Consider the following 19,192-nt stretch of genomic DNA (forward strand, 5'->3'; position numbering starts at 1 on the left):
TGATCCCGTTCATGCCGCCTTGGACGATGACGTCTGGCCAGGCACCGCCGAGAGCAGTTCGCGCGTGTAGGCGTGTTCGGGGGCTGCGAACAGTAGGGATGCGGATTTGAGTTCGACGATCGCGCCGTGCTGCATCACGGCGATGCGGTCGCAGATCTGCGCGGCCACACGCAGATCGTGGGTGATGAACAGCATCGACAGGCCGAGCCGGGCCTTCAAATCCTCGAGCAGATCCAGGACCTGTGCCTGGACGGATACGTCGAGCGCGGAGACCGCTTCGTCGGCGACCAGGACTTCCGGGTCGAGCGCCAGCGCCCGCGCTATCCCGATGCGCTGCCGCTGCCCGCCGGAGAATTCATGCGGAAAGCGTTCCATCGCGCTCGCATTGAGGCCGACGAGGCCAAGCAACTCACCGGCACGCTTTCGCGCTGCCGCCGGATCGACGCCATGCGCAATCGGTCCGTCGGTGATGATGTTGCCGACCTTCCGGCGCGGATTAAGCGAGGCGAACGGATCCTGGAACACCATCTGGATGCGGCGGCGCTGTTCGCGTAGCGCCTTTCCCTTGATCCGGGTGAGGTCGACGTCGCCGATACGGACGGTACCGGCGTCAGGCTCGATCAACCGCATGACCAGCCGCGCCACCGAGGATTTTCCCGAACCGGATTCGCCGACCAGACCGAGTGTCTCGCCACAGAAGATGTCGAAGCTGACTTCCTTGGCTGCCTGCACGCGCCGTTCGGTGCGGAACCATCCGCCGCCGCTGACATAGGTCTTGCCGAGGCCGATGACTTCCACCGCCTTGCTGCGGTCGAGCAGGGGCGTCCGCTGCGGCGGCTGCAGGGTGGGAACGGCGGCGAGCAGCGCACGGGTATAGGGATGTTGCGCGCGGAGCAGCACGTCGTCGGCAGTGCCCTGTTCGACCACCTTGCCGTGCTGAAGCACGACGACGCGATCGGCAATCTCGGCGACGACGCCGAAATCATGGGTAATGAACATGACTGCCATGTTGCGGCGGCGCTGCAGGTCGCGGATCAGCTTGAGGATCTGCGCCTGCGTCGTGACATCGAGCGCGGTGGTCGGTTCGTCGGCCACCAGCACGGCCGGTTCGAGCGCCAGCGCCATGGCGATCATCGCGCGCTGGCGCTGGCCGCCGGACAATTGATGGGGATAGGCGCGCACCGCGCGTTCAGGGTCGGGCAGGCCGACTTCGCGGATCAAGGCGAGGGCCTTCTGACGCCGCTCCTTCGGCGTCAAAAGATCATGCGCCTCGAACATCTCGGCAATCTGGTCGCCGATCCGCATCAACGGATTGAGCGCCGTCATCGGCTCCTGGAACACCATGGCGATGCCGCGGCCGCGCAGCGCCAGCCATTCCGCCGGGCTGAGCGACAAGAGGTTGTTGCCCTCGAACAGGATTTCGCCGGCTTCAGCCGTCACCGTTTCCGGCAGCAGGCCCATCAGCGCATGGGCGCACATCGACTTGCCGGACCCGGACTCGCCGACCACACAAAGGATCTTGCCGGCGGTGAGATCGAACGAAACGCCATCCACCGCATAAGCGCGGTCGCCACCGGGCGGCAGTGCCAGCTTCAGGTTCCTGATGACGACACTCATGCTCAGCGTCCCCCCTTGGCGAGGCGAGGGTTGAGCGCGTCGTTGAGGCCTTCGCCGATCAGGTTCAGCGCCAGCACCGAGACCAGAATGGCGATGCCGGGGAATACCGTGATCCACCAGGCCTGGCGGATCACGGTGCGGCCCGCGCCCACCATGTAACCCCACGACATCAGGTTGGGATCGCCGAGCCCGAGGAAGGAGAGCGAGGATTCCAGCAGGATCGCGGTCGCAACCATCAGCGAGGCCAGCACGATGACCGGCGACAGCGCATTGGGCAGGATCTCGCGCCAGATGATCCACCAGTTGGTCTGACCGGTCACGACGGCCGCCTGGACATACTCGCGCGTGCGCAGCGACAGCACTTCGCCGCGCACCAGCCGCGCCACCGGCGGCCAGCTTACGATGGCAATGGCTGTAACGATCGATACGATGGAGGGTTGCATGATCGCGACGAGCACGATCGCCAGCGCAAAACTCGGTACGGTCTGGAAGAATTCGGTGAAACGCATCAGCGCATCGTCAACGCGTCCGCCGAAATATCCGGCCGCGGCGCCGAGCGGGATGCCAACCGCCAGTGACGCCAGCGTCGAGATCAGGCCGACCAGCAGCGAAACCCGCGCGCCGTAGATGATGCCGGCCATCACGTCGCGGCCGAGCGCATCGGTTCCGAGCGGCAGGTTGGCAACCGTGAACGGCGGCAGAAACGGCCGCTGCACCATGCGCCAGGGCGAAGTCGGAAACAGCAGCGGACCAAACAGCGCAACCGCAATCGCAATAGTTAGGATCGCGACGCCGATCACACCGCCGGGATTGCGCAACAGCATTCGCCAGACCTGTCTCATGAGGCGAACTCGATGCGGGGATCGACGGAGCGGTAGACGAGGTCCGTGATCAGGTTGAAGGCCAGCACCATGGCCGAGCAGACGACGAAGACGCCGAGCAGCAAATTGTAGTCGCGCTGCAGCAGGGCTTCGTACATCAGGCGGCCGATGCCCGGCCACGCGAACACGGTCTCGGTCAGCACTGCACCGCCGACCAGCGTGCCGGCCTGTAAGCCCGCGAGGGTTACAACCGGCAACAGCGCATTGCGCAGCACGTGACGGCGCTGGATCACGGTGTCGGACAGGCCCTTGGCGCGCGCGGTCTTGATGAAGTCGAGCCTGGCGACCTCGAGCATCGAGGCGCGCGTCATGCGAGCATAGGTGGCCATGAAGAACAGGCCGATGGTTGTCGCCGGCAGGATGAGGTGGGCGGCGACGTCGAGCACGTGCGCGAGCCCGGTATAGTTCGCGCCGACCGTCTCGTAGCCGAAGCTCGGCAGCCAATCCATGGTCACCGAAAACAAGAGGATCGCCATCAGCGCGACCCAGAACAGCGGCGTGGCATAGAAGATCAGCGCCGCGACCGTAATCGCGGTGTCGGCCCAGGTGCCGGCAAAGCGGGCCGCCAATGCGCCGAACAGGATGCCGAAGGCGAGCGAAATCGCAAACGCGGTCCCGGTCAGCAACAGCGTCGCCGGCAGGCGCTGCAGGATCAGCGTCGAGACCGGCATCTGCTGACGAAACGAGAATCCTAGATCGAAGCTGAGGATGCCTTTGACATAGAGGAACAACTGCACCGGCAGCGGCTGGTCGAGACCGAACTTCTCGCGCAGTTGAGCCAGGAAAACCTGATCGCCCGCGCCGGCTTCGCCTGCCATCACCAGCGCCGGGTCGCCCGGCGCCATCCGGATCAGGAAGAAGTTGAGAACGACGAGCGCGAGAAGGACGACGATGGCCTTCGCGATCCGCTGGGCGATGAAGGAGATCATGGGCTGTCGATTGTGTTGGAGTCGTCATATCCGGGCGTCAGACCTGAGGTCTGACGCCCGACGAACTGGCGATTACTTCTCGATCCAGGCGTCACGGAAACCGTCGTTCACACCGATGCCTGTCGTGACCAGGTTCTTGACGCTGCAGCGGGTGATGGTTGGGAATTGCAGTTCAAGCATCCACGCGACCGGCACGTCCTCGACGAGGATCTTCTGCGCCTTGGTGTAGATCTCCTCGCGCGCTGCGTCGGGGAAGGCGACCGCGCCGTCGGCGAACAGCTTGTCGATCTCAGGGTTCGAATATCCTTCGACGTTGTTGAACGGCGAGCCCTTGGCGATCTGGCTGGAGACGTAATTGCGGCCGACGCCGAGCGCGGGATCGCCGTACTGATAGAGATAGGTAAAGGCGATATCGTAGTCCCACTCGCTGACTTTCTGATTCCAGCCGGGCACGTCGGTCGCGATCATCTCGACGTTGATGCCGACGTCCTGCAGGTTCTGGCGAACCATTTCGGCCCAGCGCTGCCACGTCTCGCCATAGGGCAAAGGCAGCATGCGGACTTTCTCGCCTTTATAGCCGGCTTCCTTGAGCAGCGCCTTTGCCTTGGCTGGATCGTAATCGTATTTCGGCACGGCGCTCGTGTAGTACTTGATCGCCGAGCCCGACGGGCCGGTGGCGACCTTGCCGAGACCGTTCCAGACCACGTCCTTGGCCATGTTGCGATCGATCGCAAACATCAGCGCCTGACGGAATTTCTTGTTCGCGGTTGGCCCTGCGCGGTTGTTGAGCCAGAGCCAGGAATGCGGGCTGAAGAACTCCCAGCCGGCGCCGGTGACGCAGGTGTTCTTGAGCTTGCTGAGCCGCGGCACATCGAAATTCTCCACCGAGCCGCCCGGCAGCACGTCGACCTTGCCGGTTTCGTACGCGACCGAACGTGCGGCCGCGTCCGGAATCACGTGCCAATAGATCTCGTCGATATTGGGTTTGCCCTTGACGTGGTAGTTCGGATTCTTGACCAGGCGGATGAACGAGCCCTTCTGCCATTCCTTGAACATGAAGGGGCCGGTGCCAACAGGCGTATTGTTGGCGGGATTGGTCTTGAAGTCGGTGCCTTCGTAGAGGTGCTTCGGAATCATCGGCAGCGAGCCGACTTCGAAGATGCCGATGAACGGTCCGAACGGTTGTTTCAGCGTGAAGACCACCGTCGATTCATCCGGAGCCTCGACCTTGTCGAGTTGCACGAGATTGCCGCGTGCACGCGCGTGTGTCTGCTTGAGGAATTCGATGGAGAACAAAACATCTGTTGAGGTGAACGGCTTGCCGTCGTGCCAAGTCGCGCCCTTCACCAGTTTAAACGTGTAGATCTTGCCGTCCTCGCTGACCGTCCAGCTCTCGGCGAGGCCAGGTAGGGGATCCAGTTTGGGACTGTAGCGCAGCAGGCCTTCATAGATGTTGCCGGCGACCATCTGCGTTGGGCCGTTCTGAACCAGGCCCACCATCAGGCTCGGCGGCTCGGGCTGGATCACGGCATTGACCACGCCGCCTGCCTTCGGTCCCTCGGCAGCCGCTGCCGTGCTTAGCGCGCAAACCATGGCAAGAGTGATCAATATCTTCCGCTTGGACATCACTTACCTCGTTCAAAAAGGGCTTGCCGGCGCGCCGCTGGGTTGAGAGCTGTGCTTGTCAGTTCGCAAAATCGGGGTCGGTACGTTCGAGCATCCGCTTGAAGGCGGCCCATTCGCTGTCGGGCACGCCGTTGGTTTCGATCGCATCGTAGAAGCTGGCGTATTGGCCGGCCGTCTTTCGGGCGACAGCGTCGGAAAGCGGGATAATGTCGGCGCCTGACGACTGCACGGCGAGTTGAGCGCGGCAGGAGCGTTCCAGATTGTGCATCAGCTTGAACGCTTCGGCGACGGAACGTCCGCAGGTCAGCATGCCGTGGTTGCGCAGCACCATCACGAACTTGTCGCCGAGATCGGCGACAAGGCGCGAACGCTCATCGAGATCGAGCGCGATGCCTTCGTAGTCGTGATAGGCGAGGCGGTCGGTAAATTGCAGGGACCATTGATTGAGCGGCAGCAGGCCCTGCTTCTGGCAGGCGACGGCGATGCCGGCGACCGTATGCGTGTGCAGGACGCAGATCGCATCATGCCGCGCGGCGTGGATCGCACTGTGAATCGTAAAGCCCGCCGGGTTGATACCGAGGCCGATGGGGTCATCGATGACGTTCCCGTCGAGGTCGACCGTCACCAGATTGGACGCCGTGACTTCCTCGAAGCGCAGGCCGTAGGGATTGATGAACGGAGATGTGGGTGTAGATGCTGTCGTCGAGGCCAAGCCGGTGAATCAGCCGGTAGGCGGCTGCGAGATCGATCCGGATCTGGAGGGTCTGGTCGTCCACCGCCGGCGGCCATGCTTTTGCGGTGTTGTGGGCTGCGCTAGTCATTTCCGCCTTTAATCCATTTTCAACTTTTTCAGCTTGCGTGCGGCGCAGCACTTGGGCAAGATTAAACTGTCGACAATCGACGATTAAAAAATATGCACGGACTGGCGCGGGTTTAGCCGATGCGGCCTATGTCTTCTCCTGTTGGGTTACCGGCCCTTGCGGACAGCGATCTGGTCGGCCAGATCGCCCGAATCCTGATGCAGGCCATTGTTCAGGGACGGCTGCCCCCTGGCTCCAAAGTGGTGGAGGCGGGGATCGCCCGCGAACTGGGCGTCAGCCGTGCCCCGGTGCGCGAGGCGGCGCGCCTTCTGGAGAAACAGGGGCTGCTGGTCGCAAGCCCGCGACGCGGCTTTTTCGTCCGCAAGCTCGAAATCAGAAACATCGACGAAATCTACGATTTGCGTCTGTGCATCGAACGGCATGCCGGTGTGCTGGCAGCGCAACGGCTCACACCACAGTCGCGCGATGCCTTGCGGCGGCAGATCGATGTCCTGCACCGGACCGCCGATCTCGACGACCCCGCCCGCCAGGTAGAAGAGGACTATCGTTTTCACCGGCTGATTTTTGAGATTGCAGACAATCGCCGCCTGCTGCGGCTGTTCGACGATCTCGCAGCAGAGCTGCGGATGGTCATTGGGCTGATCGGCCGCCTCTACGACGATCCGCATGAGATCGCGCGGACGCACGAGCCGCTGCTGGCTGCCATCGAAGCCGGGCATCCCGAGCGCATCACCGCGCATGTCGACTACCATATCGGTCACGCCTGGCGCGAAGTCGGCAAACTGGTGCGAGAGCTCACGCCGTCGACCGGCATTGCCACCGAGCCGCAAGGCGGCATCCTACTTCCAGCCAACGGAGTACCTGCGTGAAGGCCGTCTACACCGAACTGCATCGCAGCCACGATCCGCAATTCTTCCTGGTGCGCGGTGTTATCAAGCGCACCACCGAGCAGCCCGAACGCGCCGACCGGTTGCTGGCAGGACTGATAGCCGGCAAGCACGAGCTGGTCGCGCCGACGGTTTTTGGCCAGGGGCCGCGCGCACGTGTTCACAGTGCGGAATACCTGCGTTTTATGGAGGAGGCCTGGGACGCCTGGGTCGCGCTCGGCGATTCCGGTTCCGAGATGATTGCCAACATCCATCCCGTTCGCTACGGCGCGACGTACCCAACCCATATCGTTGGCCGCCTCGGCTGGCACGCGGCGGATACGGCGGCTCCGATCAGTAAGGGCACTTACGCCGCCGCCTGTGCCGCCACCGATGTAGCCACGACCGCGGCACAACTTGTCATGGACGGCGAAGATGCTGTTTATGCGCTCTGCCGGCCACCCGGTCATCATGCCTATGCCGACATGTCGGGCGGCTTCTGTTTCTTCAACAACAGCGCGGTGGCAGCGGCGCAGCTTCGCCAGCGGCATGAGCGCGTGGCGATTCTCGATGTCGATGTGCATCACGGCAACGGCACGCAGGGCATCTTCTACGAACGACCGGACGTTCTCACCGTGTCGATCCACGCCGACCCAGTCTTCTTCTATCCCTTTGTCTGGGGTTACGCCCATGAGCGCGGCGCCGGCCCCGGCCTTGGCGCCAACCTCAACATTCCCTTGCCGAAGGGTACCGGGGATGACGACTACATCAAGGCGATCGGCGAGGCGGAAAAAACCATTCGCGCGTTTGCGCCCGGTGCGCTCGTGGTGGCTCTCGGTCTCGATGCCTCGGAGCATGATCCGCTCGCCGGCCTTGCGGTGACGACGGCCGGCTTCCGGCGAATTGGTGCTGCGATCGCCCGGCTAGGCCTTCCGACCGTTTTCGTTCAGGAAGGCGGTTATCTCTCCGATATTCTCGGCGCCAATCTCACCGCCGCGCTCGGCGGCTTCGAAGAGGTCCGTTAGCTCGTGCTCTCGGACAATTCTCGACATTGGTCAAAGGCCAGACTACGCTGCCTGAGCACGATGCAAGAAAAGAGGTCGCAATGCTCTATGCCTTGCTGGCGCTCATGGCACCGCTCTGGGATCGGACAGCCGCGCAAGGCGAGGCAACTGATACATCGGCCGCGCGGCTTCTTGTAGTCGTCGTCACGACTCTCTTCGTGATCCTGGCGATTCTCGTTGTCGATCTGCACCGCGATGAACTGCGCGCGCTTGGGCTTGTCGGCGGCGCGGAGCAGATCAGTGCGATCTTTATGAGCCCGTGAGTCGCCGGGCTGCTTCTACTCGATGACGATGCGCGGCGGCGGCCGGTGCGCCGCGCCGGTGACGATTGAGGTCCATATCTCGCGCGCAATGCCGATATAATGCCTGGCGTGAACGCCGTCGGGTTCGACCGCGACGATCGGACGGCCGTCGTCGGACGTCTGGCGGATCCGCATATCGAGCGGGATCTCGCCGAGATAGGGAATGCTGCGGCCTTCGGCTTCCGTCCGCGCGCCGCCATGACCGAAGATCGGGGTGACATGGTTGCAGGTCGGGCAGCAGAAGCTCGACATGTTTTCGATCACGCCCAGGATCGGGATGCTCACCTTCTGAAACATCGCGATGCCGCGCCGTGCGTCGATCAGGGCGAGGTCCTGCGGCGTTGAGACGATGATCGCGCCGGCCAGCGGCGCCTGTTGCGCCATGGTGAGTTGTGCATCGCCGGTACCGGGCGGCAGATCGACGACGAGGATATCGAGATCGCCCCAAGCGACCTCGCGGAGCATCTGCGTGATCGCCGAGATCACCATCGGCCCCCGCCAGATCATGGCGTTGTCTTCCTCGACGAGAAAGCCGATCGACATCACCTTGACGCCGAAGCGCTCCATCGGCTCCAGCATGCGCGGACCGAGCTGCCGCGGCTTGCCGCGCAGCCCGAACAGTTTTTGTTGCGACGGGCCATAAATGTCGGCGTCGAGAATACCGGTCTTCAGCCCCAGCGCGGCGAAGCCGAGCGCGAGATTGCAGGAGGTGGTGGATTTGCCGACGCCGCCCTTGCCGGAGGCGACCGCGATGATGTGCTTGACGCCGGGAATGCCGGCGGCCTTTGACGTCGCATGGGCCTTGAGATCTGGAGGGGTGGCGGACACCGACTGCTTACGATCCAAGCGGATCGTCCTTCTTTACATTGCGCGCGCGCAAATAATCTTCCGTCGACATGACCGGCGGGCGTTGAGGCGCCGCATGCGGATCGAAACTTTCGTTCACCACCGCTTCGACGCGGCAATCTGCGCACATCTTGATGACGTCGAGGCGCCTGGCATTCGCGCCCTGGAACATCCAGTGCTTCTCGCCGAGTTTTGCAAGTACGCGGTCGATCGAGCTCTTGGTGCCGAAAGGCTTGCCGCAGGCGATGCAGTTGAACGGCTCTTCTTCCTTCAGCACGCGCTGCGGGCTGTTCCAGGCCTGGAAGTCGAGGCGCGGCTCGATGGTGATGACTTTCTCGGGGCAGGTGGCTTCGCAGAGCCCGCATTGCACGCAGAGGCTTTCGGTGAACCGCAGCATCGCGCGATCGGGATTATCTGATAGCGCGCCGGTCGGGCAGGCGGTGACGCAGGCATGGCACAGCGTGCAGCCTTCGACGTCAAGCTTCACGGTGCCGAAGGGAGCGCCCGGCGCCAGCGGCACCACATCGACCGGCGCGGGGGCTGCAAGGTGAAGTTCGCGGAACGTCGTCTCCAGCACGCCGCGTTTCGCCCCCCGCGGCACGAAGCCGGCCGGCTTCTGCGTTGCGACCCCGCGAGGCGCGGCATCCAGCATGGCGCGCAACTGGTCCGGATCGTCGGTTTCGATGATCCGGATCAGACCCGCGCCGAAGCCGAGCGCTGCGACGATCTGATCGGAGGTTTCGACTGAGCGGCGAAGCGCGGCAATGTCGTGCCGGGGCTTTGCGCGTGTCACTACAGCCACGCCGCCGCCGCCATAGGCAAACACGGAGGCGATCATTTCCGGCCCGAGCTGCGTCACTTCGTTGACGCGCAGCGGGAGCACATTGGCCGGCAAGCCCTGGCCGAACCGCGCCAGCGCATCGATGATTTCTTCGCCATGCTCGCCGTCGTGAAACAATACCACGGCGTTGCTTCCGGCGGCCTTGCGGTAAGTCTGCAGCAGCGTCCGCAGCCGCCGCATCAGGGCATCCACGCTCGGCAGCGCGTAGGAGGCCGCGCCGGTCGGACAAACGGACGCGCAGGAGCCGCAGCCGGCGCAAACATTGGCGTCGATCGCGACCGAATCCCCGTTCGGCGTGATCGCGCCGGTCGGACACAGATCGAGGCAGCGCGTGCATCCGGTAATCGAGGAGCGCGAATGCGCGCAGAGCGACGGCTCGAAATTGACAAAGCGCGGCTTATCGAAGGTGCCGACCAGCGCGCCGGCATCCGCAATCGCGCGCTCGACGGCGGCCTTGTCGCGTGGATCGGCGCGCAGATAGCCGGGGCGCAATTCATGCGCGGGAAACAGCGGCGCGCCGCCCGAGAGATCGAGGATCAGGTCGCAGGTGGACGTAGCGCCGTCGCGCGCGGTACCGAACACGAGCTTGGCGCGCGATGAGGGCGACGGCAACGCGTAGTCGTCGATCGAAAGTTCGAACTGCCCAAGATGTCCGCGGGCATTGCGGATCGTGCCCTTGAGAACGGGAAATTCGTTGGTGCGGCGCGGCGTCACGTCGCCCGGCCTGGTCAGCAGCACGGTAATGTCGAGACGATCGGCAAGACGCTGCGCCGCCTCGATGGCGATTTCGTCGCGGCCATAGATCAGCGCAACGCCGCTGCTCTCGAGCGTCACCAGCGAGATCGGCGGCATGTCTTCGCCTGCAGCCGCAATCAGCGCTGCTGCCTTTGGACCGGCCGCCGCGGCATCCTTCGACCAGCCGCCGGTCTCGCGAATATTGACGAACGTAAGCTCGGCTTGCGGCGAATTCTCCGCGACTTCCCGGAATAGCGGCGCTTCCTGGGTGCAGGCAACCGTAATCGGCGAGCCTTCGGCGAGCGCCTCCTTGAAGCGATCAAGGTCGAGGCCGCAAAGCTGGTTCGCCTGCGTGAGCTTGGCCGTGCAGCCACGACCGATCGCTTCCGCATCGAGCGGCATGGTCTTCTCGCAACTGCAAATCAGGAGGCGAGACGTCGCCGCACTCATTTTGAAATACCTTGAACCCGATGCGCCAAGCGGGGCGTTGCTTCATCCCATGGTTCTGCGGTAACCGCTCGGGCGGATATCTGCAAGACAGAAGGCCACTCGCGTGGCCGGCTCGCGCGGGATAGCATACCCAGGCGGCCTGTGAAGCAATGAGGAAATAGTTCTTGGTGATCGCTCGTCCAAGGGATACGGAACAAACACTCGATCTACCCCCCGGTTATACTTTGGTCGCGTTGCGGGAGCTCGGCGACGCGTTTGCCCATGCTTGCGAGATCGCGGGCGAGGCGGGGGCCGGAACGCTGGTATGGGTGCGCCGCTACGACCTGGTCGAGTTCGCCGTGGTCCTCGAGCCCGACGAGCCGCTGAAGTCAGCGCGCCGGGCGTTGTTTGCCGGCATGAATGCGCTGGCGGATGCGATTGCCGCCCATTGTCCGCCGGAGCGGGAGGTCGCGTTCGACTGGCCCGACGCTGTCAGGTTCGACGCCGGATTGCTCGGCGGCGGGCGGCTCGGCTGGCCGGCCGAATGCACCGAAGACGACATACCTGGATGGCTCGTTTTCGGCGTGATCCTGCGCGCTGCCGCCATGGCGCATATTCCGGAGGTGCAGGCGGCCTCGGGCGTTTCCCTGCTGAGCGAAGGTTTCGAACTGGTCGATACCGATGCGATTATCGAAAGCTTCAGTCGCCACCTTATGACCGCGTTCGATCGCTGGAAAGAGCGTGGCTTCGAGGCGATCGCGCGGGACTATCTGGAGCGGCTTCCCAAAACCAAGGCGGGTGAGCGCCGGGGCATCGACGTCAACGGTGATCTTCTGGTCAGCCTTCCGGCCGGTAGCGGAGCGCCTGCGCGAAGCAGTCTGGTGGATGCGCTGGCAAGGTCTGATTGGTATGATCGGCAGGCACGCGGTCCGAAATTCGGATGAGGCGGACATGTTGAAATTTCCGCGAACCATCAGGCTGGACCCATCGGATACCTTCGTTTTTGAACGAGCAGCGGAACCGGGTGAGTGGGCGGTTTCCGGCGCGTTCCTGTTCTGGAACCAGGATCCAGCGACGCTGAGCCAGAAACAGCGCGTGGCGCTGCGTTCGGGCTTTCTCGGGATCGACAGTCTCGGATGGTCGACCCTTGCCATCGTCACCGAAGCGACGGAAGCGGAGCGGCAGGCGATGGTCGAGCGGCTCGCAGGGCAGTTGATGGAGAAATTCGGGGCGCCGGACGCAAACGCGGCGCGCATTGCGGCCGAGGAGGAGATAGCATTCGCAGGCTCGCTTTGCGAACATCCGCCGCAGACCCTGCTCGCCGTGCAGCGCAGCGTCGAAAACGGCGAAATCCGTGAACGTTTTCGTACCCTCAAGCCGCGCCCGGGTGCCGCAGATGCCGACCGGTTGCACGCGCATGCCCGCGCCTTTACCTTCCATGAAGTCGAAGGCGATGTTGAAACCCAAGAAGTTGAACCCCAAGAAGAGGTCGATCTTCTCGGGCTGATCAGGACAGACGCCAGGACGACGGATCGTACATGAGAGAATTCTGGGTCGCCTCGGGCCATCACCTCACGCGCCGCGCCGATCATGGCGGGCTGGTCGCGACGCCCGAACTCATCATGGCCTATCTGGCGCGGCCTGAATTGATGCCGCCGGCCGACGCCTGCGATGCCGAGCGCCATTTGCATGCGAGCCTGATGGCCGATCCGTTGCGTCCGGTCTCGGGCGCGGATATCGCCCGGCTCGCCGATGCCGACGCGCGCGAAAACTGGTCCTTCATGATGAATTTCCGCGACCGGCTGATAGCGGCACCGTCGCTCGAAGCGGTCTATGTCGCGCTGGCACGCAAAGGGGCCGGCGACCTGCCGCCGATCTTTCTGTCGCAGTTGTGCCACCTGATTCTGCGCAACGCACTCGAAGGCTGCGACGACCCTTATGTATTGCGCGCGGCGGAGCTGTTCTATCGGAGCCAACTGGCCGCCCTTCACGACGGCACGTTGCTGCTCGCCGACGCTGAAGTCATCGAGGCGGAACAGCATGCCCAGCACGACCTGCATTCATCGCCGCTGACGGCCATGCTGCAGCCGAAGGCGTTCGGCGAGATGGACGTCATGGACGACGAAAACGCCTGGACTTACTGGTCGCGTTCGGACGCGCACGCGATGGTCATGAATCTCGGCGGCAACGCCAAGGCGCGCGCAGGGCTGTGTCGGGTCATCGAACGCTGGATCAGCCACCTGCTCGGCCTTGCCGTCAGCGTCGAGACGATCGCCTCGATCGAGGATCGCGACTGGCGCTGGTTCGTCGGCCTCGACAGCGAAGCGACGCGGATCGGCAACGCGCTGTGGCGCGGCGAGCGGCTGGAGAGCAGCGTCGCCGAGCGCATCGTGGCCTTGATGCGCCTCAGCTTCGAAGATGCGCGGCTGGTGGACGAGCGGGTCGGCGACAAGCCGGTCTACCTCATCCTCGCCATGGGCGCGGACAAGGTGGTGAGATTGAAGCCGCAAAATCTGGTTGCGGGGTTGCCGCTTGCGGCGACCGCGAACGTCACATGATCCACCGAAGGGAGGATCGCACATGGCAATGAGCGAAGCATCCCGCGAGGTCGGCGTGGTGGTGCGGCGCCGTTCGATCGACAATCCCTGGATCGACCAGTTGTGGTCACCGGCGATGATCCTGGACGAGGTGCCCGCGACCGCACCCTGGACTGCGCTGTCCACCGAAGCCGACGCGACGATCTATTACGCCGGATCGGCCAGCATCGACCTGTTCAGCTCGGAAACGGCGAACTATCGCGACAACCTTGCCGATGGGGAGCCGCGGATCTGGGTCGCGTTGCGGCGACAGGATGGTGGTCCTGAGCTTGAGCTCACGAAAGTGACCGCCGATCCGACCGAAGGGGAGGCGATGTTCGAAAGCGGCTGCGACGTGATCGGTACCGTGCCGATGCCGCCCGAAATCGCGTCATGGATTGCCGCCTTCGTCGATCGCTTCCATGTCGAGCGTGTGTTTCACAAGCGCAAGCGGGATCGCGCCAGCGGCGATCGGCCGCGCGTGCCGGGCGGCGGGCCGGACGAGAAGATGGGTCGCAAATGAGTGGTCCGGACGAAGCCGATCGGGACAAGGGCTTTCTGGCGCGATGGTCGCAGCGCAAGCAGGAGGCAAAACAGCCGGAGCCGAAGCGGGACGCGCCGGCTGCCGAAAGCGTCGAATCGCCAGGCTCGCCCGCACCGCAAGGCGAAGACGTCACGCCGAAATTCGATCTCTCGACCCTGCCAAAGCTCGAGGAGCTGACGGGAAGCACCGACATTACCGCGTTTCTTCGCAAAGGCGTTCCCGAACATTTGCGGAATGCGGCCTTGCAAAAATCCTGGGCGCTGGATCCTGCGATTCGTAATTACGTCAATCCAGCGCTCGAATACGCCTATGACTGGAATACGCCGGGCGGGGTGCCCGGCGGCGGGGAACTCGGCGCAGGCGTCGATGTCGCCCGGCTGGTGTCGCAGATCATGGGCGAAGCCGCAGCCGAAACGACAAATTCCGGTGCAAATTCCGGAGATGAGACGGCAGGTTCTTCGGAAGGGCCGTCCGAGCGCGATCTGTCGGCAAAACCGCAGGAAGATCTCCCCATTCAGTCTCTGAGACGGGTTGATCAACCGGCGGCGGAAGCGGAAGGCGTCTCAAAGGCCGCGGGCGGTAATGACGAACCCTCGCCGGCCGACGGTCCGGAGGGCCCGAGACCTGTTGCGCCGCAGCAACCAGTGCGACGTCATGGCTCCGCAAAACCGATTGTTTAGACAAAAGTTTTTGCGGACATAGCCGAAGCCTATGCTACTAATTTCTCCTTGGAATAATTCCAGTTCCAAACTGGATGCCTTAATATGAGGCAAAGGCGGGCGGGGAGAAATCGGTTGCACCATGCGTGACGCCGGTCTGGAACTAGCAATCAAGGCAGCAGGTGGCGTCGGGTCGCTGGCGCGGGGGCTAGGCATTGCGCAGCCATCCGTTTCGGCCTGGTCGCGCATTCCTGCCGAGCGCGTTCTCGCCGTCGAATCGCTGACGCAGGTGAACCGCTTTGTCCTTCGTCCCGATCTCTACGGGGGCCACGAGGAACAGGTGACATCGAAGCCCGAAATAGACGAGATCGATCAACTGCGCGCAGCGGAATATGGCCTGCTGTCGTTGCTGCTCGGCAAGGCGCCTGATGCCGACACACTCAAGCGGGTTGCCACGTTGAAAGGCGATGCGTCCGATCTCGGTATAGCGCATATCGAGCTCGCTGCGGCAGCCGCTGACACCGACGATCGCGCCGTCAGCAAGGAATTCTTCGATCTCTTCATCGGCCTCGGCCGCGGCGAACTGCTTCCCTACGCCTCCTATTATCTGACCGGTTTTCTGCATGAACGTCCGCTGGCGCGAGTGCGCGAGGATCTGCGCGCGCTTGGCATCGAGCGCGCGGGCACCTCGCGTGAACCGGAAGATCACATCGCCATCCTGCTCGAGGTCATGGCTGGCCTTGCACGCGGCGACTTCGAGGCCGAGTTCGCCGAGCAGGCGCGCTTTTTTGAGCGTCATCTGAAGCCGTGGGCGGTGCGGATGTTCGCCGATCTGGAGATGTCGCAATCGGCGCGCTTCTACCGCGCCGTCGGCCGCACCGGCCGTATCTTCATGGAATTGGAATCCGAGGCCTTCACGCTGTCCGAGTGACGGCGAAGAGGCGGCGAGAATAGGAGAGATCGTAATGAGCAAGCCATCTGACAGTAAGGGCAAATCACGGGCCGCAGGGGTGGATCGGCGCAGCCTGTTTCTGATGGGCGGTTCGGCGGTCGCCGCAGCAGCCGTTGTCCCGCTTACCGGCGGCGAGGCGGTTGCGGACGAGTCGCAGGCCGAGCGCGTCAAGGCGCGCTACAAGGAAACCGATCACGTCAAGAATTTCTATCGCGTCAACCGCTATTGATGGGACCACGCACATGTTGATGAAGCGAAGAGACGGATCCGCGGGCAGGGCGCGTTTGCAGGGTATCGCCGCCGGCCTCGCGTCGGGAGTTCTCGACCGCCGTACGTTCCTGCGGCGGTCTGGTCTGGCGGCCGGTGCGGGCGCCGCGATCGGCCTGATGCCGCTCGGCTCGGTGCGCAAGGCGCAGGCCGGTCCTGAGAAAGTCGGCGCGCCGACGGAAATCAGGAAGAACATCTGCACGCATTGCTCGGTCGGTTGCACCGTGATTGCCGAAGTGCAGAACGGCGTCTGGGTCGGCCAGGAGCCGGCCTGGGACAGCCCGATCAACCGCGGCTCGCATTGCGCCAAGGGCGCTGCGGTACGCGAACTCGTCCACGGCGATCGTCGGCTGAAATATCCGATGAAGCTGGTCAACGGCGAGTGGCAGAAGATCTCGTGGGATCAGGCCATCAACGAGATCGGCGACAAGATGCTCGAGATCCGCGCCAAGTCAGGCGCCGACTCGGTCTATCTGCTCGGCTCCGCGAAATTCTCCAACGAGGGCGGGTATCTGTTCCGCAAGTTCGCGGCGTTCTGGGGCACCAACTCGATCGATCACCAGGCCCGCATCTGTCATTCGACCACCGTCGCTGGCGTCGCCAATACCTGGGGCTACGGCGCGATGACGAATTCCTACAATGACATGCGCAACTCGAAGACGATCGTCTTCATGGGATCGAACGCCGCCGAAGCCCACCCGGTTTCGTTGCAGCACATCCTCTCCGGCAAGGAGCTCAACCGCGCCAACGTGTTCGTGCTCGATCCGCGCTTCACCCGTACCGCAGCGCATGCCACCGAATATGTGAGGTTCCGCGGGGGCACCGATATCGCCGTGATCTGGGGCATGTTGCACCACATCTTTAACAATGGCTGGGAAGACAAGGAATTCATCAAGCAACGCGTCTACGGCATGGACCAGATCCGCGCCGAAGTTGCGAAGTGGACGCCAGAAGAGGTCGAGCGCGTCACCGGCATTCCCGGCGAGCAACTGAAGAAAGTTGCCGAGACCTTCGCAAAGCAAAAGCCATCGACGATCGTCTGGTGCATGGGTGGCACCCAGCACACCGTCGGCACCGCCAATGTCCGCGCTTATTGCAACCTGTTGCTCGCGACGGGCAACGTCGGGTCCTTCGGCTCGGGCGCCAACATCTTCCGCGGCCACTGCAACGTGCAGGGCGCGACCGATATCGGGCTCGATATCGTGACGCTGCCGCTCTATTACGGTCTGGTCGAAGGCGCCTGGAAGCACTGGGCGCGCGTCTGGGAAGTCGAGTATGATTACTTGCAGTCGCGCTTCGACGAAGTCCCGGCGAAGGCCGGCCGTCCGGCGCGCACCCGCAAGCAGAACATGGAGCTGCCGGGCATCCCGTGGACCCGCTGGTTCGATGCGACGCTCTCCAACCCCGACGACGTCGATCAGCGCGACGCCGTGAAGGGCGTGGTCATCATGGGGCACGGTGGCAACACCGTCCCGCGTATGACGGAGATGGTGAAGGGCCTCGAAAAGCTCGAGCTGCTCGTGGTCGCCGATCCGCATCCGACCACCTTCGCGGCGATCTCCGATCGCAAGAACGGAACCTATTTACTGCCGGCCTGCACACAGTTCGAGACCTCGGGTTCGCGCACGGCCTCCAACCGCTCGCTGCAGTGGGGTGAGCAGATCGTCAAGCCGATCTTCGAATCGAAGGACGACTACGAGATCATCTATCTGCTGTCGGAAAAGCTCGGCTTCGCCGACAAGATGTTCAAGAACATCAAGGTCGAGAACAAGCATCCGTCGGCCGAGGACCTCTTGCGGGAAATCAACCGCGGCGGCTTCTCGACCGGCTATTCCGGCCAGTCGCCGGAACGGTTGAAGGCGCACATGAAGAACCAGGGCAAGTTCGACCTGGTGACCCTGCGCGCCAAGGCGGACGAGCCGGAGATCGGCGGCGACTATTACGGCCTGCCATGGCCGTGCTGGGGCACGCCGCAGATCCGGCATCCGGGCACGCACACGCTCTACAACACCAACCTTCACGCCAAGGATGGCGGCGGCACGTTCCGCGCGCGCTTCGGCGTGGTCTACGAGGAGAAGCAGCCAGACGGCTCGGTCAAGAACGTCAACATGCTGTCCGAAGGCTCCTACAGCAAGGGGTCGGAACTCACTGACGGCTATCCCGAGTTCACCTATGGCGTGCTCAAGAAGCTCGGCTGGGACAAGGATCTGACCGCGGACGAGCTTGCGACCATCAACAAGATCGGCGGCAACAACCCTGATGGCGTCGGCTGGGCGGTCGATCTGTCGGGCGGTATCATCCGCGTCACGCTGGAGCACGGCGTGATGGCGTATGGCAACGGCAAGGCCCGCGCGGTGGCGTGGAATCTGCCGGATCCCGTGCCGGTGCATCGCGAGCCGATCTACACCGCGCGGCCCGATCTCGTCGCGAAATATCCGACGCGTCCGGACGGGCGTCAGTTCCGCATGGCCAATCTCGGCTTCTCGATCCAGAAGGCGGCGGTCGAGAAGGGGCTCGCCAAGCAATTCCCGATCATCCTGACTTCGGGACGCCTCGTTGAATACGAAGGCGGCGGCGAGGAAACCCGATCCAACAAATGGCTCGCGGAATTGCAGCAGGACATGTTCGTCGAGGTCAATACCTCGGATGCCGCCGAGCGCGGCATCAAGGATGGCGGCTGGGTTTGGGTTTACGGTCCGGAAAACAGCTCGAAGGCCCGCGTCAAGGCGCTGGTCACCGACCGCGTCGGCAAGGGGGTGGCGTTCATGCCATTCCACTTCTCCGGCTGGTTCCAGGGCGTCGACCAACGCGGCAAATATCCGAAGGGCTCAGACCCGATCGTGCTGGGCGAAAGCGTCAACACGATCACGTCCTACGGCTACGACCCGGTCACCGGCATGCACGAGGGCAAGGTGACCCTGTGCCAGATTCAAGCGGCGTGAGAGGAGAATAGATCATGGCTCGCGTCAAATTTCTTTGTGATGCCGACCGTTGCATCGAGTGCAACGCCTGCGTGACAGCCTGCAAGAACGAACATGAAGTGCCGTGGGGCATCAATCGCCGCCGCGTCGTCACCATCAATGACGGCAAGCCCGGCGAGCGCTCGGTCTCCATGGCCTGCATGCATTGCACGGATGCGCCGTGCGCCGCGGTCTGCCCGGTGTCGTGCTTCTACACCACCGCCGACGGCGTCGTGCTGCACTCCAAGGATCTGTGCATCGGCTGCGGCTACTGCTT

General features: G+C 63.4%; 16 protein-coding genes and 3 pseudogenes. 12 read left to right on the top strand and 7 right to left on the bottom strand.

Features of this window, described 5'->3' with window-relative positions; translation table 11 throughout:
• Positions 1 to 9 precede the first annotated feature (9 nt).
• The 5 genes and pseudogenes from CP49_RS15565 to CP49_RS15585 all read right to left on the bottom strand — a co-directional run bounded on the left by CP49_RS15565 (position 10) and on the right by CP49_RS15585 (position 5,874).
• A complete protein-coding gene (locus CP49_RS15565; protein ID WP_057851098.1) occupies positions 10 to 1,617 on the bottom strand; it encodes an ABC transporter ATP-binding protein in 1,608 nt (535 codons plus the stop codon).
• Positions 1,618 to 1,619: 2 nt separating this feature from the next.
• Positions 1,620 to 2,459: an ABC transporter permease gene (locus CP49_RS15570; protein WP_057851099.1), complete on the bottom strand. Its 840-nt coding sequence runs from the start codon at positions 2,457 to 2,459 to the stop codon at positions 1,620 to 1,622.
• Positions 2,456 to 3,427, bottom strand: a complete 972-nt coding sequence (locus CP49_RS15575; protein WP_057851100.1) for an ABC transporter permease — start codon at positions 3,425 to 3,427, stop codon at positions 2,456 to 2,458. Before CP49_RS15575 ends, CP49_RS15570 begins: the two co-directional genes overlap by 4 nt.
• A gap of 72 nt (positions 3,428 to 3,499) precedes the next feature.
• Positions 3,500 to 5,020, bottom strand: coding sequence for an ABC transporter substrate-binding protein (locus CP49_RS15580; RefSeq protein WP_420807616.1), 1,521 nt, complete (start codon positions 5,018 to 5,020; stop codon positions 3,500 to 3,502).
• 91 nt (positions 5,021 to 5,111) lie between these two features.
• Positions 5,112 to 5,874: pseudogene (locus CP49_RS15585) on the bottom strand (class II aldolase/adducin family protein).
• Between the two features lie 128 nt (positions 5,875 to 6,002).
• On the opposite strand from CP49_RS15585, the gene CP49_RS15590 reads away from it, so the two are divergent.
• The 3 genes from CP49_RS15590 (at position 6,003) to CP49_RS15600 (ending at position 8,067) form a co-directional block, all read left to right on the top strand.
• A complete protein-coding gene (locus tag CP49_RS15590; protein ID WP_276326533.1) occupies positions 6,003 to 6,743 on the top strand; it encodes a GntR family transcriptional regulator in 741 nt (246 codons plus the stop codon).
• Positions 6,740 to 7,765, top strand: a complete 1,026-nt coding sequence (locus CP49_RS15595; protein WP_057851103.1) for a histone deacetylase family protein — start codon at positions 6,740 to 6,742, stop codon at positions 7,763 to 7,765. The genes CP49_RS15590 and CP49_RS15595 overlap by 4 nt, the downstream gene beginning before the upstream one ends.
• Positions 7,766 to 7,845: 80 nt before the next feature.
• Positions 7,846 to 8,067: a hypothetical protein gene (locus CP49_RS15600; RefSeq protein WP_057851104.1), complete on the top strand. Its 222-nt coding sequence runs from the start codon at positions 7,846 to 7,848 to the stop codon at positions 8,065 to 8,067.
• A gap of 15 nt (positions 8,068 to 8,082) precedes the next feature.
• On the opposite strand, the pseudogene CP49_RS15605 reads toward CP49_RS15600, so the two are convergent.
• Positions 8,083 to 8,880: pseudogene (locus CP49_RS15605) on the bottom strand (Mrp/NBP35 family ATP-binding protein); the annotation flags it as partial.
• Positions 8,881 to 8,941: 61 nt separating this feature from the next.
• On the bottom strand, positions 8,942 to 10,978 hold the full coding sequence (locus tag CP49_RS15610; RefSeq protein ID WP_057851105.1) for a 4Fe-4S binding protein: 2,037 nt from the start codon (positions 10,976 to 10,978) through the stop codon (positions 8,942 to 8,944).
• Positions 10,979 to 11,145: 167 nt separating this feature from the next.
• On the opposite strand from CP49_RS15610, the gene CP49_RS15615 reads away from it, so the two are divergent.
• The 9 genes and pseudogenes from CP49_RS15615 to CP49_RS47350 all read left to right on the top strand — a co-directional run.
• Positions 11,146 to 11,901 carry a biotin/lipoate--protein ligase family protein gene (locus CP49_RS15615; RefSeq protein WP_420807614.1) on the top strand — a complete coding sequence of 252 codons (756 nt, stop codon included), beginning with the start codon at positions 11,146 to 11,148 and terminating at the stop codon, positions 11,899 to 11,901.
• Positions 11,902 to 11,908: 7 nt separating this feature from the next.
• Positions 11,909 to 12,499 carry a DUF6505 family protein gene (locus tag CP49_RS15620; RefSeq protein ID WP_057851107.1) on the top strand — a complete coding sequence of 197 codons (591 nt, stop codon included), beginning with the start codon at positions 11,909 to 11,911 and terminating at the stop codon, positions 12,497 to 12,499.
• Positions 12,496 to 13,515, top strand: coding sequence for a DUF6352 family protein (locus CP49_RS15625; RefSeq protein WP_057851108.1), 1,020 nt, complete (start codon positions 12,496 to 12,498; stop codon positions 13,513 to 13,515). The genes CP49_RS15620 and CP49_RS15625 overlap by 4 nt, the downstream gene beginning before the upstream one ends.
• A gap of 22 nt (positions 13,516 to 13,537) precedes the next feature.
• On the top strand, positions 13,538 to 14,056 hold the full coding sequence (locus CP49_RS15630) for a DUF3305 domain-containing protein (protein ID WP_245310699.1): 519 nt from the start codon (positions 13,538 to 13,540) through the stop codon (positions 14,054 to 14,056).
• Positions 14,053 to 14,757: a DUF3306 domain-containing protein gene (locus CP49_RS15635; protein WP_057851109.1), complete on the top strand. Its 705-nt coding sequence runs from the start codon at positions 14,053 to 14,055 to the stop codon at positions 14,755 to 14,757. Before CP49_RS15630 ends, CP49_RS15635 begins: the two co-directional genes overlap by 4 nt.
• A gap of 121 nt (positions 14,758 to 14,878) precedes the next feature.
• Complete coding sequence (locus tag CP49_RS15640) at positions 14,879 to 15,667, top strand: molecular chaperone TorD family protein (protein WP_057851110.1); 789 nt, start codon at positions 14,879 to 14,881, stop codon at positions 15,665 to 15,667.
• A 34-nt stretch (positions 15,668 to 15,701) separates the two neighbouring features.
• Positions 15,702 to 15,917 carry a hypothetical protein gene (locus CP49_RS15645; RefSeq protein WP_057851111.1) on the top strand — a complete coding sequence of 72 codons (216 nt, stop codon included), beginning with the start codon at positions 15,702 to 15,704 and terminating at the stop codon, positions 15,915 to 15,917.
• A gap of 13 nt (positions 15,918 to 15,930) precedes the next feature.
• On the top strand, positions 15,931 to 18,897 hold the full coding sequence (locus CP49_RS15650; protein WP_057851112.1) for a formate dehydrogenase subunit alpha: 2,967 nt from the start codon (positions 15,931 to 15,933) through the stop codon (positions 18,895 to 18,897).
• Between the two features lie 71 nt (positions 18,898 to 18,968).
• Positions 18,969 to 19,192, top strand: a pseudogene (locus CP49_RS47350) (formate dehydrogenase); the annotation flags it as partial.

The sequence above is a fragment of the Bradyrhizobium valentinum genome, from assembly GCF_001440405.1.
GTDB classification, from domain to species: Bacteria; Pseudomonadota; Alphaproteobacteria; order Rhizobiales; family Xanthobacteraceae; genus Bradyrhizobium; species Bradyrhizobium valentinum.

What these genes read in the sequence shown, in the direction of transcription:
- CP49_RS15565 (WP_057851098.1), bottom strand. Translation starts at nt 1,617, where the DNA reads ATGAGTGTCGTCATCAGGAACCTGAAGCTGGCACTGCCGCCCGGTGGC.
- CP49_RS15570 (WP_057851099.1), bottom strand. Translation starts at nt 2,459, where the DNA reads ATGAGACAGGTCTGGCGAATGCTGTTGCGCAATCCCGGCGGTGTGATC.
- CP49_RS15575 (WP_057851100.1), bottom strand. Translation starts at nt 3,427, where the DNA reads ATGATCTCCTTCATCGCCCAGCGGATCGCGAAGGCCATCGTCGTCCTT.
- CP49_RS15580 (WP_420807616.1), bottom strand. Translation starts at nt 5,020, where the DNA reads ATGGTTTGCGCGCTAAGCACGGCAGCGGCTGCCGAGGGACCGAAGGCA.
- CP49_RS15590 (WP_276326533.1), top strand. Translation starts at nt 6,003, where the DNA reads ATGTCTTCTCCTGTTGGGTTACCGGCCCTTGCGGACAGCGATCTGGTC.
- CP49_RS15600 (WP_057851104.1), top strand. Translation starts at nt 7,846, where the DNA reads ATGCTCTATGCCTTGCTGGCGCTCATGGCACCGCTCTGGGATCGGACA.
- CP49_RS15610 (WP_057851105.1), bottom strand. Translation starts at nt 10,978, where the DNA reads ATGAGTGCGGCGACGTCTCGCCTCCTGATTTGCAGTTGCGAGAAGACC.
- CP49_RS15620 (WP_057851107.1), top strand. Translation starts at nt 11,909, where the DNA reads ATGTTGAAATTTCCGCGAACCATCAGGCTGGACCCATCGGATACCTTC.
- CP49_RS15625 (WP_057851108.1), top strand. Translation starts at nt 12,496, where the DNA reads ATGAGAGAATTCTGGGTCGCCTCGGGCCATCACCTCACGCGCCGCGCC.
- CP49_RS15630 (WP_245310699.1), top strand. Translation starts at nt 13,538, where the DNA reads ATGGCAATGAGCGAAGCATCCCGCGAGGTCGGCGTGGTGGTGCGGCGC.
- CP49_RS15635 (WP_057851109.1), top strand. Translation starts at nt 14,053, where the DNA reads ATGAGTGGTCCGGACGAAGCCGATCGGGACAAGGGCTTTCTGGCGCGA.
- CP49_RS15640 (WP_057851110.1), top strand. Translation starts at nt 14,879, where the DNA reads ATGCGTGACGCCGGTCTGGAACTAGCAATCAAGGCAGCAGGTGGCGTC.
- CP49_RS15645 (WP_057851111.1), top strand. Translation starts at nt 15,702, where the DNA reads ATGAGCAAGCCATCTGACAGTAAGGGCAAATCACGGGCCGCAGGGGTG.
- CP49_RS15650 (WP_057851112.1), top strand. Translation starts at nt 15,931, where the DNA reads ATGTTGATGAAGCGAAGAGACGGATCCGCGGGCAGGGCGCGTTTGCAG.